Genomic DNA, 13,201 nt, shown 5'->3' with positions numbered 1-13,201 from the left:
TCGGATGCGGGGGTAGGGTGTAACCTGCCCCCGATCCTTTTGGGCCATTGGGGGGCCATATGACCAGCGACATCCGCCTCGCCTTTGCCCATCCGGAAGAGCGCAGCCAGGCCTCGGCCAGTGCCGACCCGCGTGACCGGATTTCGCTGCGCGATCATGTGGTCGAGGTGGATATCGGCGCGTTCCAGCAGGAACGCGGCCACAAACAGCGCGTCATGTTCAACGTGGTGGTTGAGGTGGCCCCGGTCAGCGCACCGCTGAATGATGATGTGGACCGGATCCTGTCCTATGACCGGATCACCTGGGCCATCGCGCATGAACTGGCGGCCGAACGGCTGAACCTGCTGGAAACGCTTGCCGAACGGGTGGCAGAGCGGATTCTGGCCGAGCCGCAGGCGATGCGGGCGTTTGTGCGGATCGAAAAGCTGGATATTGGCCCCTACAAGCTGGGGGTCGAGATTGTGCGCAGCCGCGCCGAGGTGCCGCTGCGGGTGGTGGGACAGGACGGGCTGGAATCAGCGGTGCATCCGCTGGTGGTGCATCTGGACAATGCCACACTGGCGACGGGCGATCTGTCAGCGCGGCTGGACGGATTGCTCGCGCGCGGTGCGCCGCTGATCGTGACCGTGGGCCTGCCCGATGGCCCACGCCCGCAGACCGGGCACCGCCCGACGCAGCGCCGGATTGACCTGCTGGCGATCGAGCAAAACGCCTGGACCCTTGCCGCGCGCGACCCGCGCTGTGTGGTGGTGGCGACGCGGACCGAGATCGACTGGGCCATCAAGCGGGGGCAGACCGTGGTCTGGGCCCCGTCAAAGATGGTGCTGGATGCGGTGGACGGCCCGAAATCGGCAGACGCCGTGGCGCTGGCGCTGTGGCTTGCCGAAGAGATGGCGGCACGGGCGCTGGTCGTTCACGGGAATGTTGCACTTCCGGCGGGAAGCCGCGTTCCGGTCGAGCAGGGCTGACCGATGTGCTTGCCAAACCGGCAGTTTGGGGCCTAATCCGGGCGCATGACATACCTTCGCCCGATCCCGCTGCAGGATGCCGCCCGCCCGAGTGATGCCCTGACCCTTGCCGGGGGCTGGTGCCGCTTTACCCATGTGGAAATTCTGGAGCGGGGCCGCGCGCCCGTGGTGCTGCCCGCAGCGGAGGCGCCGCCCAGCCTGCTGTCGCCGCTGCTTTCTCCGCGCGCCGATTTTGCCGGGCTCAGCCTTGATCGGCCTCGGCTCATGGGCATTCTGAACGTCACGCCCGACAGTTTTTCGGATGGCGGTCTGTTTCTGAAGCCCGAGGCCGCGATGATGCAGGCCCGCGCGATGGCGGCACAGGCCGATATTCTGGATGTCGGCGGCGAGAGCACCCGGCCCGGCGCGGTTGAGGTCTCGGTCGAGGAGGAAACCGCGCGCACGGCTCCGGTGATTGCGGCGCTGCGCGCGGCGGGGATCGAGCGGGCGGTGTCGATTGACACGCGCAAGGCGGCGGTGGCACGCGCCGCGTTGAAAGCCGGGGCGGGGATCGTCAATGACGTGACCGCGCTGCAGTTTGATGCGGATATGGCGGGGCTGGTGGCAAATGCTGGGGTGCCGGTGATCCTGATGCATTCGATCCTGACTCCCGACCGGATGCAGGATGCGCCCGAATATGACGATGTGCTGCTCGATGTGTATGACGCGCTGGCCGCCCGCGTGGCCGAGGCCGAGGCGGCGGGCATTGCCCGCGACCGGATCGCGATTGACCCCGGCATCGGCTTTGGCAAGACGCTTCCTCATAACCTTGCGCTGCTGGCGCGGCTGAGCCTGTTTCACAGTCTTGGCCTGCCGGTCCTGCTGGGGGCCAGCCGCAAGCGGTTCATCGGCACGCTGAGCGGCGAAGACGACGCGGCAAAGCGGATGCCGGGCAGCATCGCCGTCGCGCTGGCGGGCGTGGCGCAGGGGGTGCAGATGATCCGCGTGCATGACGTGGCCGAGACGCGGGCGGCGCTGACGCTGTGGCAGGCCGTCACCCAGACAACACCAGACGCAAAACAGGGGGAAAACCCATGACGCGCAAGCTTTTCGGAACCGACGGCGTGCGGGGCCGCGCCAATACCTATCCGATGACCGCCGAAATGGCCTTGAGGCTGGGTGCTGCGGCGGGCCGGTTCTTTCGCCGCGATGGCGGCTCGGCGCACCGGGTGGTCATTGGCAAGGACACCCGGCTGTCGGGCTACATGCTGGAAAACGCGCTGACGGCGGGGCTGACCAGCACCGGCATGAATGTGCTGCTGCTCGGTCCCGTGCCGACCCCGGCGGTCGGTTTTCTGACCCGCAGCATGCGCGCCGATCTGGGGGTGATGATTTCCGCCAGCCACAACCCGCATCAGGACAATGGCATCAAGTTCTTTGGCCCGGACGGGTTCAAACTGTCGGATGAGGCGGAGGCCGAGATCGAGGCGCTGCTGGAGGGCGAGATTCAGCTGGCGCAGGCCGCCAACATCGGCCGCGCCCGGCGGATCGAGGATGGGCGCGGGCGCTATCAGGAATTCGTCAAGACCACCTTTCCCGCCGGGCTGCGGCTGGATGGGCTGAAAGTGGTGATCGACTGCGCCAACGGGGCGGCCTACCGCGCCGCGCCAGAGGTGCTGTGGGAGTTGGGGGCGACGGTGGTGCCGGTGGGTGTCAGCCCGAACGGCACCAATATCAACGACCGCTGCGGCTCCACCCACACCCAGACCGCCGCCGAGGCGGTGGTGGCGCATGGGGCGGATGTGGGGATCTGTCTGGATGGCGACGCCGACCGGGTGATGATCCTGGACGAAGCGGGCCGGGTTGCCGATGGTGATCAGATCATGGCCATGATGGCCTCCCGCTGGGCGATGGATGGCAAGCTGCGCGGCGGGGCGCTGGTGGCCACGGTGATGTCGAACCTTGGGCTGGAGCGGTTTCTGACCGGGCAGGGCATCGGGCTGGAGCGGACGGCGGTGGGCGACCGCTATGTGGTCGAGCGGATGCGGGCCGGCGGCTTCAATCTGGGCGGCGAGCAGTCGGGGCATATCGTGATGACCGACTATGCCACCACCGGCGACGGGCTGATCGCGGGCCTGCAGTTTCTGGCCGAGATGGCCCGCACTGGCCACAAGGCGAGCGCGCTGGTGCGGCAGTTCGACACCGTGCCGCAGATGCTGAAAAACGTGCGCTTTGCGGCGGGCAAGACGCCGCTGGAGCAGGCCTCGGTTCAGGCGGTGATCGCGGCCAATACCGCCCGGATTGCGGGCAAGGGCCGGATTCTGATCCGCAAATCCGGGACCGAGCCGCTGATCCGGGTCATGGCCGAATGCGAGGACGAGGGGATGCTGGTGCAGGTGGTGGATGAGATTGTCGGCGCGGTCGAGGCGGTGGTATAGGGGGCTTCCCCCTGTGTTACACTTGGCAGAGTGCAATATTATCAATGGGTTGACCGTCACCTTTTAGGATATTCTTAACGATTTCCCACAGCGGCCAGTGACAAAGCGGGAGGGGTGGCCATGGCCATGATCACCGAAATTGAGGATTTTTTCACCAAGGGCTGCGGGCGCTGTGCGCGGTTTGGCACTACCGATTGTTCGGCGCTGCTGTGGCGCGCGGGGCTGGAGCAGTTGCGCGCCCTGCTGCGCGGCGCTGGTCTGGTCGAGACGGTGAAATGGGGCCACCCGTGTTATCTGCATGCCGGGCGCAATCTGGCGATTATCGGCGCATTCCGGCAGGATTTCCGGCTGACCTTCTTTCACGCCGCGCTGATGAAAGACCCCGAGGGGGTGCTGGAGCGGCAGGGGGAAAACACCAGACATGCCGATATGATCCGGTTTACCGATGCGGCACAGGTGGCGGCGCTGGCCCCGGTGATCAGTTCCTATGTGGCCGAGGCGATGGGCTATGCTGAGGCGGGTATCGTGCCGCCGAAAGAACAGGCCGGGCTTGACCTGCCGGAGGCGCTGGTCACCGCGCTGGACGCGGACCCCGACTATGCCGAGGCGTTTCATCGCCTGACGCCGGGGCGGCAGCGCAGCTATGCGATTGCGCTGTCTTCGGCCAAGACCGAAGCCACGCGGGTGGCACGGGTGGCAAAGTTCCGCGACAAGGTTCTGGCGGGCAAGGGCGCGACCGAACGTTAAGGGACTGGTGCTTCAGGATTTTTGCGCGCGGCCGGTCTGGCTGACCGCCAGCCCCGCAAGGATCAGCGCGAGGGCAGCGAAAAAGGTGCCGGGCAGGCTTTCACCCAGAAACACCACGCCAAAACCCATTGACCACAGCGGCACCTGATAGTTTGTCAGCGTCATGAAGCCCGACCCCGCGCTGCGGATCACATTTACACGCAGCAGGGCGGCAAAGGCCGTGGGCACCAGCCCGAGGAAGATGATCGCGACACCCGGCACCAAGCCTTGCCATGCGGGCAGGCCTTCGGTCAGCAGCATGGCGGGGATCAGCACGACCGCGCCGACCAGCAGCGTGGCGGCGGCGAGGGCCATCGGATCGACCGGCGGGCAGCGGCGGGTCAGGATCGACGACACCGCATAAGAAAGCGCAGCGGCAAGGCAGGCCAGCCGCGCAAGGGTTGCGGCGTCGCCCTGAACCGCAGCAGGGCCAAGCAGCGCCAGCACCCCGGCAAAGCCGAGGGCAAAGCCGATGGTGCGGCGCCGGGTCAGCGGTTCGTCAGAATAGCGATGGGCGAGGGGCAGCACGAACAGCGGCACCGCAGCCATCGACAGCCCAGCAAAGGCCGAGGGTACCGACTGCTGCCCCCAGGACAGCAGGAAAAACGGCAGCGCAGTGGAGAGCAGGCCAATCGGCACCGCGCTGCGCCAGACGGCGGCGGATGTCGGCAAGTGCCGGCCGGTCAGCCGCAACAGGGCAAGCACCGTCAGCGCGCCAAAGGTGGTGCGGGCGCAGGCAACCGTGACCGGACCATAGCCACGCAGGGCAAAGGCGATGACCATGAATGTGCCGCCCCAGATCAGGCCAAGCGCAAAGATCGACAGCCAGTCGGCGGGGGTGGGCGAGGGCGGATTGGGTGTGGTCATGGGCAGCGGTGTAGCCTGCGGCTCGGGCCGACGCCAGTGGGGCTGTCAGGGGAACCAAAACGGGTGGGCCGCGTTGACGGGGCAGAGCCTTGATTGCCTTGCCTTGACCCCATGCCACGCCGCGGCGCTGCCCGCTGTCTTGCCCGTGGTTGTGGTCTACATTGAAAGGATGACCCCGATGACTGGAGCCCTGATCCCGTTTCTATCGCTGCTGACCATGCTTGCCGTTCTGGTGTTTGCCATGATCAGCAAGGCGCGTGTGGAAGAACGCCGCCACGACCCCAACGCGCCGAAATCGACACTTGCCAAGGATGGCAAATATGGCGGCGTGGCGTTTTTGCTGCCGCTGGCCGAGCGTGAGCGTCGCCGGACGATGCTGCGCTGAGCCGTGTTGGCGCACGCTTTGACCTGACGCGATGGAAAAGGCCGGGGAAAATCCCCGGCCTTTGTGGTGTGTAGGGTGCGCGCTGGCACGCACCTGTCGCTGATCGGGATCAGTTGCGGGCCTTGTCGACCATTTTGCCTTTGGAGATCCAAGGCATCATGGCGCGCAGCTTTTCGCCGACTTTTTCGATCTGGTGTTCGTCGTTGATGCGGCGGGTTGCCTTGAACGACGGCTGGCCGACAGCGTTTTCCTGCATGAAGTCCCGCACGAATTTGCCGGTCTGGATGTCGGTCAGAACCTCTTTCATGCGCTTCTTGGTCTCATCATACGGCAGGATGCGCGGGCCGGAGACGTATTCGCCATACTCTGCCGTGTTCGAGATCGAGTAGTTCATGTTGGCGATGCCGCCTTCATAGATCAGGTCGACGATCAGTTTGACCTCGTGCAGGCACTCGAAATAAGCCATTTCCGGCTCGTATCCGGCTTCGACCAGCGTCTCGAAGCCCATGCGGATCAGTTCGACCAGACCGCCACACAGCACGGCCTGTTCGCCGAACAGGTCGGTTTCGCATTCCTGACGGAAGTTGGTCTCGATGATGCCCGAGCGGCCGCCGCCGATGCCGGAGCAATAGGACAGGCCGATTTCCATCGCCTTGCCGGTCGCGTCATTGTGGACCGCCACGAGGCAGGGCACGCCGCCGCCTTTGGTGTATTCGCCACGCACGGTGTGGCCGGGGCCTTTGGGGGCCATCATGATGATGTCAACGCCGGGTTTCGGCTCGATCAGGCCGAAATGGATGTTCAGACCGTGGGCAAAGGCAATGGCGGCGCCTTCGCGGATGTTGTCGTGGACGTATTTCTTGTAGGTTTCGGCCTGCAGCTCGTCGGGCATGGTGAACATGATTAGGTCGGCCCAGGCGGCGGCTTCGGCGATGCCCATGACTTTCAGGCCTTCGCCTTCGGCTTTCTTGGCGGAGGGCGAGCCTTCGCGGAGCGCGACGACGAGGTTTTTCGCACCCGAGTCGCGCAGGTTCAGCGCGTGGGCATGGCCCTGGCTGCCGTAGCCGAGGATCGCGACTTTTTTGTCTTTGATCAGATTGATGTCGCAGTCACGGTCATAATACACGCGCATGGCGTCTCTCCTTTGATTGATGGGGCGACAATAGCGGGTTTCTGGCGTGAGGCCGTGCATTGTTTGACGCCAGACGAATTTTCTGCGAAAATTCATGCGCTGATCTTGGATATGGTGAATTAATCATGCTTTTGGACGAGGCCGACCGCCGCATCCTGCGCCACTATCTGGCGGAACCTGCGCTGGAGCGGGCGGTGCTGGCCGAGCGCGCCGGAGTGACGCCGGCCACGCTGTGGCGGCGGCTGGAGCGGATGCGGGAGGGCGGGGTGATCAAGGCGGAAGCGGCGGTGATCGACTGGCGCGCGCTGGGGTATGGGGTGGAGGTGTCGTTGCGCTTCACCCTCGACAAGACCAACCCCCGCGCCTTTGACGAATTCATCGCGGCGGCGCGTGAGGTGCCGGAAGTGGTGACGATCGAGACCTTTCTGGGTCGCGTCGATGTGCGCCTGACGGTGATCGCCCGCGACATGGGGCAGTATCAGGAGATCTACCGCCGCCGCATCCTGACCCTGCCGCATATTGCCGAGCTGGAGGCGCTGATGCTGATTGCCACGATCAAGGATGCCGAAGGATTGCCGATATGATGGATCTGGATGATCTGGACCGGGGCATTCTGCGGATTCTGTCGCGCGATGGTATGGTGGGTGCGGGAGAGCTGGGGCGGCTGTTGGGTTTGAGCCAGCCTGCGGCGTGGCGGCGGGTGAAGCGGCTGGAAGAGGCGGGCGTGCTGGCCGGGCGGCGGGTGGAGGTGGACCGCGCGGCACTGGGCTTTGGTGTCACGGTGTTTCTGGGGGTGAAGCTGGCGACGCGCGGCCGGGTGCCGCTGGAAGATTTCGAGCGCGTGGTCAGCGCGATCCCTGAGGTGCAGGTGGTGCAGCATGTGCTGGGCTTGTTCGACTATCGCCTGCGGGTGGTGGCCCGCGACATCGCCGATTTTGAACGGGTGCTGCGGCGGCGGATCATGACCCTGCCCGGCGTGGGCACGGTGGAGGCCAATGTGCTGTTGACCGAAGAGCGCAGGCCGGGGCCGCTCGGCTAGCGGCTGGCCGCCGGGGCTCTGCCCCGGACCCCGGGATATTTCTGGACAGAAAATGGTGGTGGGGGGAGTGCTTTTTGATCGGGGGGGCCTATGCTTGGGGCAAATGGGAGAGAGATTATGGCTGGATTGCTTGCTACGGTGGACCCGGAGGGGTTGGAAGAATTTTCGGTGGTGTTCACCGATCGCAGTCTGAACCACATGTCGGCGCGGTTTCAGGCCGTGATGCGCGATGTGTCAGAGATGCTGCGTGAGGTTTACCACGGCAGCGCCGTGGCGCTGGTGCCGGGCGGCGGCACCTATGCGATGGAGGCGGTGGCGCGGCAGTTCGGGCAGGGCCGCGTGCTGGTGGTGCGCAACGGTTGGTTTTCCTATCGCTGGAGCCAGATTTTTGACGCCGGTGGCTTTGCGCAGGAGGTGAGCGTGGTGATGGCGCGCCAGACCGGCAACGATGCCCGCGCGCCCTATGCCCCGCCGCCTGTCGAGGAAGTGTGCGCGAAGATCCGCGAGACCCGGCCCGAGGCGGTGTTTGCGCCGCATGTCGAAACCAGCGCCGGGATCATCCTGCCAGACGACTACATCCGCGCGGTGGCAGAGGCCGCGCATGAGGTGGGCGCGCTGATGGTGCTCGATTGCATCGCGTCGGGCTGTATCTGGGTGGATATGGAAGCTGTCGGGGTGGATGTGCTGATCTCGGCCCCGCAAAAGGGCTGGTCAGCCTCGCCTTCTGCCGGGGTGGTGGTGATGTCTGCGCGCGCCGAGGCGCGGCTGGCGGAAACCACGTCGAACAGCTTTGCGCTGGATCTGAAAAAGTGGCGGGCGATGATGGCGGCCTATGAGGGCGGCGGCCATGCCTATCATGCCACCATGCCGACCGATGCCATCCTCGGGTTCCGCGATGCGATGGTCGAAACCCGCGAGATGGGCTTTGAGGTGGCGAAAGCGGCGCAATGGGCGCTGGGCGGTGCGGTGCGGGCGCTGCTGGCGGACAAGGGTGTGCGGTCTGTCGCGGCAGAGGGGTTTCAGGCCCCCGGTGTGGTGGTGAGCTATACCGATGACCCGCAGGTGCAGAACGGGGCGAAGTTCCGCGCGCAGGGTCTGCAGATTGCGGCGGGCGTGCCGTTGCAGGTGGGGGAGGGTGAGGCGTTCAAGACCTTCCGCATCGGGCTGTTCGGTCTGGACAAGCTGAAGGACGTGCCGGGCACGGTGGCGCGGCTGGAGCGGGCGGTGGCGGCGGTTCTGTAGCGCCGGGGGCACGATTTTTCTGCGAAAAATCAGCTGTGCGCCGGTTGAGGCGTGGAATTTTCGCAGAAAATTCGGGTCAGCGCAGGCCGAGGCCGGCCTTCATCAGCGTCTTGCGCACCGGGGCGGCGGAGTAAAGCGCATTGAGCGCTGTTGCCCGCAGATCGCGCAAGGGCTGCGCGCTCATCATCGAGGCGCGGTTGAGCGCGTCGATGCCGGTCACCCGGGCCTGTACCTCAAGGTGGCGTTTGCGGTGATAGGCGTCGAGCATCTTTGCCGAACCGATATCGTCGGGCGCGGCCCGGGCCAGATCAAGGAGCACGGTGAGATCGGCGAGGCTCATGTTCAGCCCCTGCGCACCGATCGGCGGCACCACATGCGCGGCCTCGGCCATCAGCGCGCAACGCTCGCCCGCCATCCGTTCGGCAATCTGGGAGATGATCGGCCAGACCGTCAACCGGCTGGCCAGTGTCAGCGGCCCGAGGATCTGGCACGACCGTGTGTTGATCTCGGCCTCGAAATCCGCCACCGGCAGCGCCTGCAACCGGGCAATCTCTGGCCCGGTTTCCATCCAGACCACGGCCGAGCGGGGCAATCCGTCACGGTCGGGCAGCGGCACCAGCGTAAACGGACCACCAGAGCGGTGAATCTCGGTCGAGACATTCTGATGCGGCACCGGATGCGAGACGGCAAAGGCCAGCGCCTTTTGCCCGTAGCGCATGGTTTTCACCGGGATGCCAAGCGCCTGACGCACCACAGAATTGCGCCCGTCTGCCGCGATCACCATGCGCGCGCGGATCTGCGCGCCACCCGTCAGCGTGACCAGCGCCTCGCCGGTGCGGGTCAGCAGCCGGGCAGTGCCGGTGCCGGGGCGGAAATCGACGTTTGGCAGTTCGGCCAGACGCGCCACCATCTCGCGGCGCAGCAGCCAGTTCGGCAGGTTCCAGCCAAAGGGCAGATCACTGAGATCGGCGGCGTCGAAATCCTTGGTCAGACGCGGTTCGGCCACTTCGCCCCCGGCGTCGATGATCCGCATCACCTGCAGGGCGGCGGCATGGGGCTCCAGCCGCGCCCAGAGGCCTGCGGCCTGCAGCACCGGGATCGACGGGTGCAGAAAGGCGGTGGTGCGCAGGTCAGCGCCGTCTTCGGTATCTGATGTAACCGGGGGCGTGGGATCAACGCAGATCACGCTGAACCCGGCTGCGCCAAAGGCGGCGGCGGCGCTCAGCCCGGCGACCCCGCCGCCAGAGATCAGAATATCGGTGCTGGTGCGTGTCATCGGGCTCTCCTGTCCGGGCACAAGATAGCCCCGGCGGCGGCGAAGTCGAAGGGACAAAATGCCCCGATCAGTGCTTTGGCTGCGCGCGGCAGTTTCCGCTCTTTGGCCGCGATCCGCCGTGTCAGACTTTTGGCCGCGACATGCCGGGCCAGCTGATCACCACAAAGAACACAAACATCAGCGGCACCAGCACAAGCGCGGTCAGGGTAAACACCACCGGGCCCCAGAGCAGAAAGCCCAGGATCTCCAGAGTGAGCACCACCACCAGCAGGTAGAACACGTTGTTCACATCCTGCGCGATCTCGCGCGCGATGCGGCCAATCACCGGCGTGCCGTACAACAGACGCTGGCCAAAGGATGGGCGCGTGAAAGAGGGGGTGGTCTGGGTCATCTGCGCATCTCCGGTGTATTGGTCCAGAGATAGGCATCGCGCACGGATCACGCCACGCGCAAAATGACGCATCCGCGACTCAGCTTTCGGTCAGCAGTGCCAGAAAGCCCGACAGATCGGCTGCGTGATGGTGGATATGCGGCGCGGGTTCCGGCTGTGGCGCGATGTGGATCGTGCGCAGCCCCATCGCATGCGGCACCGCCAGATTGCGTGGATCATCCTCGAACATCGCGGCCCGCGCCGGGGTCAAACCGTCAAGGGCAAACACCGTCTCGAACGCCGCCGCCTCGGGTTTGGGCAGGTAGCCCGCGTGCTCGACCCCGTAGACGGCATCAAATAACCCGGCCAATCCGCGCGCCGCCAGCACCTTTTGCGCATAAGGCGCATCGCCATTGGTATAGACGATCCGCCGGCCCGGCAGGGCGGCGATCCGGCGGGCCAGTTGCGGATCGGCCTCCAGCACCGAAAAGTCGATGTCATGCACATCGGCGAGATATCCCACGGGATCAATGGCATGCTCGCGCATCAACCCCGCCAGGGTGGTGCCGTAGAGCTGCCAGTAATGCCCGCGCAGATGGTTGGCGCGGGCCTGATCCACGCCAAGCGCGCGCATCACCCAAGTCGTCATGCGCTGCTCGATCTGGTCGAACAGCCGCATGTGCGGCGGATACAGGGTGTTGTCGAGATCAAACACCCAGGTCTCGACATGGGAAAAGCTGCATCGGTCCATGGTTGAGATTTAGCCCCACAGTCCGCCGCGGGCAAGTCTTCGCATCCCTTGCATTGCTGCTTTTGAAATACTCCCGCCGGAGGCATCCGCCGCCTGATCCGGGTGCGCGGCCATGGCTGCTTGCCAAAGGCTGGCACCGGGCTATAGCTTGCCTGTCACATAGACATAACAAGGACGTGCCGGTGCAGAAGGATGCCTATACGCTGATCCTCGAAGCGATCGAGGCGGGACTCTACAAGCCGGGGGATCGTCTGGTCGAATCGGAACTGGCCGAGCGGCTGGGTGTCAGCCGCACCCCGGTGCGCGAGGCGTTGCAGCGGCTGGAGACACAGGCGATGCTGACGCGCGACGGGCGCAGTCTGATCGTGGCCAGTCTGGACCACAACCAGCTGGCCGAGCTTTATGCGGTGCGCAGCGAGCTGGAGGGGCTGGCCGCAAGGCTGGCGGCGCGGCACGCCACGGATGAGGAAATCCGGGTGCTGCGCGGCATGGTCGAGGATGACAGCCGGTTGCTTTCCGGTGATCCGCGCGCCCTGAGCCGGGCCAACAAGCGGTTTCACCGGCAGATCCATCTGGCCAGCCACAACCGGTTTCTGGTGCAGCAGCTGGATCTTGTGCATCGGTCGATGGCGCTGATGGCGAACACCTCGCTGGCAGCCGAGGGGCGCAGCGAGGTGGCGCTTGCCGAGCATGACCGGATCGTGGCCGCGATCGAGGCGCATGATGGTGAGGCGGCCTATCAGGCGCTGCGCGTGCATATCAGCCGGGCATTCGAGACGCGGCTGCGGGTCGATGCCGGGGAATTGCGGCTGAAGGACTGAGCTTTCTAAGGACTGAGCCTCTCAAAGATTTAGCCTCAGCCGTCGAGCGGGTCGAAATGGCCGTGCGCGGTCTTGTCCCAGTAGAACGGTTTGCGCACCAGCTCCCACCCCGCCTTGTACGAGGCAAGGGCACCCAGCGGGAAATAAAGGTGCATGATCAGCACCCACCAGCGGCTGAACCGGTGGCCTGACAGGTGCAGCGCCGACAGATGAAGCGACAGGTTCACCACTTCGGTCAGCAACAGCACACCGATCAGCCCGATGGTGATCAGCGGCGGCAGGGCGTCGGCAATCGGGTGGGGCAGGCCGAACCATGGCAGCCAGAACGACCACAGCACCGGCACCAGTACGAATTGCGACAGGGTGCAGAGCAGCAGCACCTGAAACCCTGCGAATTTCCACGGCCCCAGCTGCCGCCACAGCAGCACCGGGTCGCGCATATGGGTGGCCCAGGTCATCATATAGCCCTTGAGCCAGCGCGAGCGCTGCTTGATCCAGGGCAGGGTGCGGCAGTTGGCCTCTTCTCCGGTGATGGTGTGAATCAGCTCGGTCCGGTAGCCGTGACGATACAGCCGCATGCCCAGATCGGCGTCTTCGGTGACGTTATGCGCGTCCCATCCGCCCAACTCCTCCAGTGCGGCGCGGCGGAAAAACGGCCTTATGTATCAAACGCACCAACTGAAAACTACACCTAAACGCCTGACTCTGCTAGTCTTTCCGCATGCAAAACACAGTTTCCGGCCTTCTCAAGATGCGCGACGACACCATGGGCGAACTTGTCGCCCTGCGTGAGCGTTCCGCCGAACTCCACAACGATCTGGAAGCCATTGACCGCATCCTGTGCGCCATGGGCTTTGAGGGTGAACTTGAGGGGCGACAGATCAGGCAAAGCCGCTTGGTGATATTCCACCGCAACGAGCTGCGGCAATTCCTCTTGCGTGAGTTGCGCAAGGGCGAACCGCTTTCAAGCCGGGATCTGGCAGAGCGGATATGCGGGGAGGAAGGCAAAGACATACGCGACGTGCGGATGGTGCTGGACGTTACGCGGCGCGTGAGCAAGGCTATGCGGCTGTTGCTGGACCAGAAGGCGGTGAGGGGCGAAAAGGACAGGATGCGACGGTATGTGTGGCGGCTGGCCGGGTGAAGG

General features: G+C 65.1%; 15 protein-coding genes and 1 pseudogene. 10 read left to right on the top strand and 6 right to left on the bottom strand.

Going from position 1 to position 13,201, the window contains the following annotated elements:
* Positions 1–59 precede the first annotated feature (59 nt).
* From D1012_RS18805 to D1012_RS18790, 4 genes are all read left to right on the top strand, one after another.
* Complete coding sequence (locus tag D1012_RS18805) at positions 60–968, top strand: dihydroneopterin aldolase (RefSeq protein ID WP_118155676.1); 909 nt, start codon at positions 60–62, stop codon at positions 966–968.
* A gap of 45 nt (positions 969–1,013) precedes the next feature.
* Positions 1,014–2,045 (top strand): dihydropteroate synthase, encoded by a 1,032-nt coding sequence (folP, locus tag D1012_RS18800; RefSeq protein ID WP_118155675.1) that lies wholly within the window; start codon positions 1,014–1,016, stop codon positions 2,043–2,045.
* Positions 2,042–3,385, top strand: a complete 1,344-nt coding sequence (glmM, locus tag D1012_RS18795) for a phosphoglucosamine mutase (protein ID WP_118155674.1) — start codon at positions 2,042–2,044, stop codon at positions 3,383–3,385. The genes folP and glmM overlap by 4 nt, the downstream gene beginning before the upstream one ends.
* A 120-nt stretch (positions 3,386–3,505) precedes the next feature.
* Positions 3,506–4,132, top strand: coding sequence for a YdeI/OmpD-associated family protein (locus tag D1012_RS18790; protein WP_199489564.1), 627 nt, complete (start codon positions 3,506–3,508; stop codon positions 4,130–4,132).
* 12 nt (positions 4,133–4,144) lie between these two features.
* Here the strand turns inward: D1012_RS18790 and D1012_RS18785 are convergent, their stop codons facing one another.
* On the bottom strand, positions 4,145–5,038 hold the full coding sequence (locus D1012_RS18785; RefSeq protein ID WP_118155673.1) for a DMT family transporter: 894 nt from the start codon (positions 5,036–5,038) through the stop codon (positions 4,145–4,147).
* A gap of 178 nt (positions 5,039–5,216) precedes the next feature.
* Between D1012_RS18785 and D1012_RS18780 the strand changes: the two genes are divergently transcribed.
* Positions 5,217–5,423 carry a hypothetical protein gene (locus tag D1012_RS18780; RefSeq protein ID WP_118155727.1) on the top strand — a complete coding sequence of 69 codons (207 nt, stop codon included), beginning with the start codon at positions 5,217–5,219 and terminating at the stop codon, positions 5,421–5,423.
* Positions 5,424–5,532: 109 nt separating this feature from the next.
* Here the strand turns inward: D1012_RS18780 and ilvC are convergent, their stop codons facing one another.
* Positions 5,533–6,555 (bottom strand): ketol-acid reductoisomerase, encoded by a 1,023-nt coding sequence (gene ilvC / locus D1012_RS18775; protein WP_103334079.1) that lies wholly within the window; start codon positions 6,553–6,555, stop codon positions 5,533–5,535.
* 125 nt (positions 6,556–6,680) lie between these two features.
* On the opposite strand from ilvC, the gene D1012_RS18770 reads away from it, so the two are divergent.
* The 3 genes from D1012_RS18770 to D1012_RS18760 all read left to right on the top strand — a co-directional run bounded on the left by D1012_RS18770 (position 6,681) and on the right by D1012_RS18760 (position 8,836).
* The gene (locus D1012_RS18770) at positions 6,681–7,139 is read left to right on the top strand and encodes an Lrp/AsnC family transcriptional regulator (protein ID WP_118155672.1); all 459 of its coding nucleotides are present in this window, start codon (positions 6,681–6,683) and stop codon (positions 7,137–7,139) included.
* Positions 7,136–7,594, top strand: a complete 459-nt coding sequence (locus D1012_RS18765) for an Lrp/AsnC family transcriptional regulator (protein WP_118155671.1) — start codon at positions 7,136–7,138, stop codon at positions 7,592–7,594. The genes D1012_RS18770 and D1012_RS18765 overlap by 4 nt, the downstream gene beginning before the upstream one ends.
* 117 nt (positions 7,595–7,711) lie before the next feature.
* On the top strand, positions 7,712–8,836 hold the full coding sequence (locus tag D1012_RS18760; protein WP_118155670.1) for an aminotransferase class V-fold PLP-dependent enzyme: 1,125 nt from the start codon (positions 7,712–7,714) through the stop codon (positions 8,834–8,836).
* 76 nt (positions 8,837–8,912) lie between these two features.
* Here the strand turns inward: D1012_RS18760 and D1012_RS18755 are convergent, their stop codons facing one another.
* The 3 genes from D1012_RS18755 to D1012_RS18745 all read right to left on the bottom strand — a co-directional run bounded on the left by D1012_RS18755 (position 8,913) and on the right by D1012_RS18745 (position 11,233).
* Positions 8,913–10,112, bottom strand: coding sequence for a UbiH/UbiF family hydroxylase (locus D1012_RS18755; RefSeq protein WP_118155669.1), 1,200 nt, complete (start codon positions 10,110–10,112; stop codon positions 8,913–8,915).
* 121 nt (positions 10,113–10,233) lie between these two features.
* Entirely contained in the window at positions 10,234–10,503 is a 270-nt protein-coding gene (locus D1012_RS18750) for a hypothetical protein (protein WP_147335746.1), read from the bottom strand.
* A 79-nt stretch (positions 10,504–10,582) separates the two neighbouring features.
* Positions 10,583–11,233: a pyrimidine 5'-nucleotidase gene (locus tag D1012_RS18745; RefSeq protein ID WP_118155667.1), complete on the bottom strand. Its 651-nt coding sequence runs from the start codon at positions 11,231–11,233 to the stop codon at positions 10,583–10,585.
* Between the two features lie 182 nt (positions 11,234–11,415).
* Between D1012_RS18745 and D1012_RS18740 the strand changes: the two genes are divergently transcribed.
* Entirely contained in the window at positions 11,416–12,054 is a 639-nt protein-coding gene (locus D1012_RS18740; protein WP_118155726.1) for a GntR family transcriptional regulator, read from the top strand.
* A 35-nt stretch (positions 12,055–12,089) separates the two neighbouring features.
* On the opposite strand, the pseudogene D1012_RS18735 reads toward D1012_RS18740, so the two are convergent.
* Positions 12,090–12,707 (bottom strand): annotated as a pseudogene (locus tag D1012_RS18735) (glycosyltransferase family 2 protein); the annotation flags it as partial.
* Between the two features lie 98 nt (positions 12,708–12,805).
* On the opposite strand from D1012_RS18735, the gene D1012_RS18730 reads away from it, so the two are divergent.
* Positions 12,806–13,198 carry a hypothetical protein gene (locus D1012_RS18730; protein WP_147335745.1) on the top strand — a complete coding sequence of 131 codons (393 nt, stop codon included), beginning with the start codon at positions 12,806–12,808 and terminating at the stop codon, positions 13,196–13,198.
* Positions 13,199–13,201: the final 3 nt, after the last annotated feature.

It is taken from the genome of Pseudotabrizicola alkalilacus (assembly GCF_003443995.1).
GTDB classification, from domain to species: Bacteria; Pseudomonadota; Alphaproteobacteria; order Rhodobacterales; family Rhodobacteraceae; genus Pseudotabrizicola; species Pseudotabrizicola alkalilacus.
The sequence above is the reverse complement of the archived record's forward strand: the minus strand, read 5'-3'. Positions and strand labels throughout refer to the sequence as shown.

Excerpts from the sequence above, each read along its gene's own strand:
- D1012_RS18765 (WP_118155671.1), top strand. The coding sequence starts at position 7,136 with ATGATGGATCTGGATGATCTGGACCGGGGCATTCTGCGGATTCTGTCG.
- D1012_RS18785 (WP_118155673.1), bottom strand. The coding sequence starts at position 5,038 with ATGACCACACCCAATCCGCCCTCGCCCACCCCCGCCGACTGGCTGTCG.
- folP (WP_118155675.1), top strand. The coding sequence starts at position 1,014 with ATGACATACCTTCGCCCGATCCCGCTGCAGGATGCCGCCCGCCCGAGT.
- D1012_RS18745 (WP_118155667.1), bottom strand. The coding sequence starts at position 11,233 with ATGGACCGATGCAGCTTTTCCCATGTCGAGACCTGGGTGTTTGATCTC.
- glmM (WP_118155674.1), top strand. The coding sequence starts at position 2,042 with ATGACGCGCAAGCTTTTCGGAACCGACGGCGTGCGGGGCCGCGCCAAT.
- D1012_RS18790 (WP_199489564.1), top strand. The coding sequence starts at position 3,506 with ATGGCCATGATCACCGAAATTGAGGATTTTTTCACCAAGGGCTGCGGG.
- D1012_RS18805 (WP_118155676.1), top strand. The coding sequence starts at position 60 with ATGACCAGCGACATCCGCCTCGCCTTTGCCCATCCGGAAGAGCGCAGC.
- D1012_RS18730 (WP_147335745.1), top strand. The coding sequence starts at position 12,806 with ATGCGCGACGACACCATGGGCGAACTTGTCGCCCTGCGTGAGCGTTCC.
- D1012_RS18780 (WP_118155727.1), top strand. The coding sequence starts at position 5,217 with ATGACTGGAGCCCTGATCCCGTTTCTATCGCTGCTGACCATGCTTGCC.
- D1012_RS18750 (WP_147335746.1), bottom strand. The coding sequence starts at position 10,503 with ATGACCCAGACCACCCCCTCTTTCACGCGCCCATCCTTTGGCCAGCGT.
- ilvC (WP_103334079.1), bottom strand. The coding sequence starts at position 6,555 with ATGCGCGTGTATTATGACCGTGACTGCGACATCAATCTGATCAAAGAC.
- D1012_RS18755 (WP_118155669.1), bottom strand. The coding sequence starts at position 10,112 with ATGACACGCACCAGCACCGATATTCTGATCTCTGGCGGCGGGGTCGCC.
- D1012_RS18760 (WP_118155670.1), top strand. The coding sequence starts at position 7,712 with ATGGCTGGATTGCTTGCTACGGTGGACCCGGAGGGGTTGGAAGAATTT.
- D1012_RS18770 (WP_118155672.1), top strand. The coding sequence starts at position 6,681 with ATGCTTTTGGACGAGGCCGACCGCCGCATCCTGCGCCACTATCTGGCG.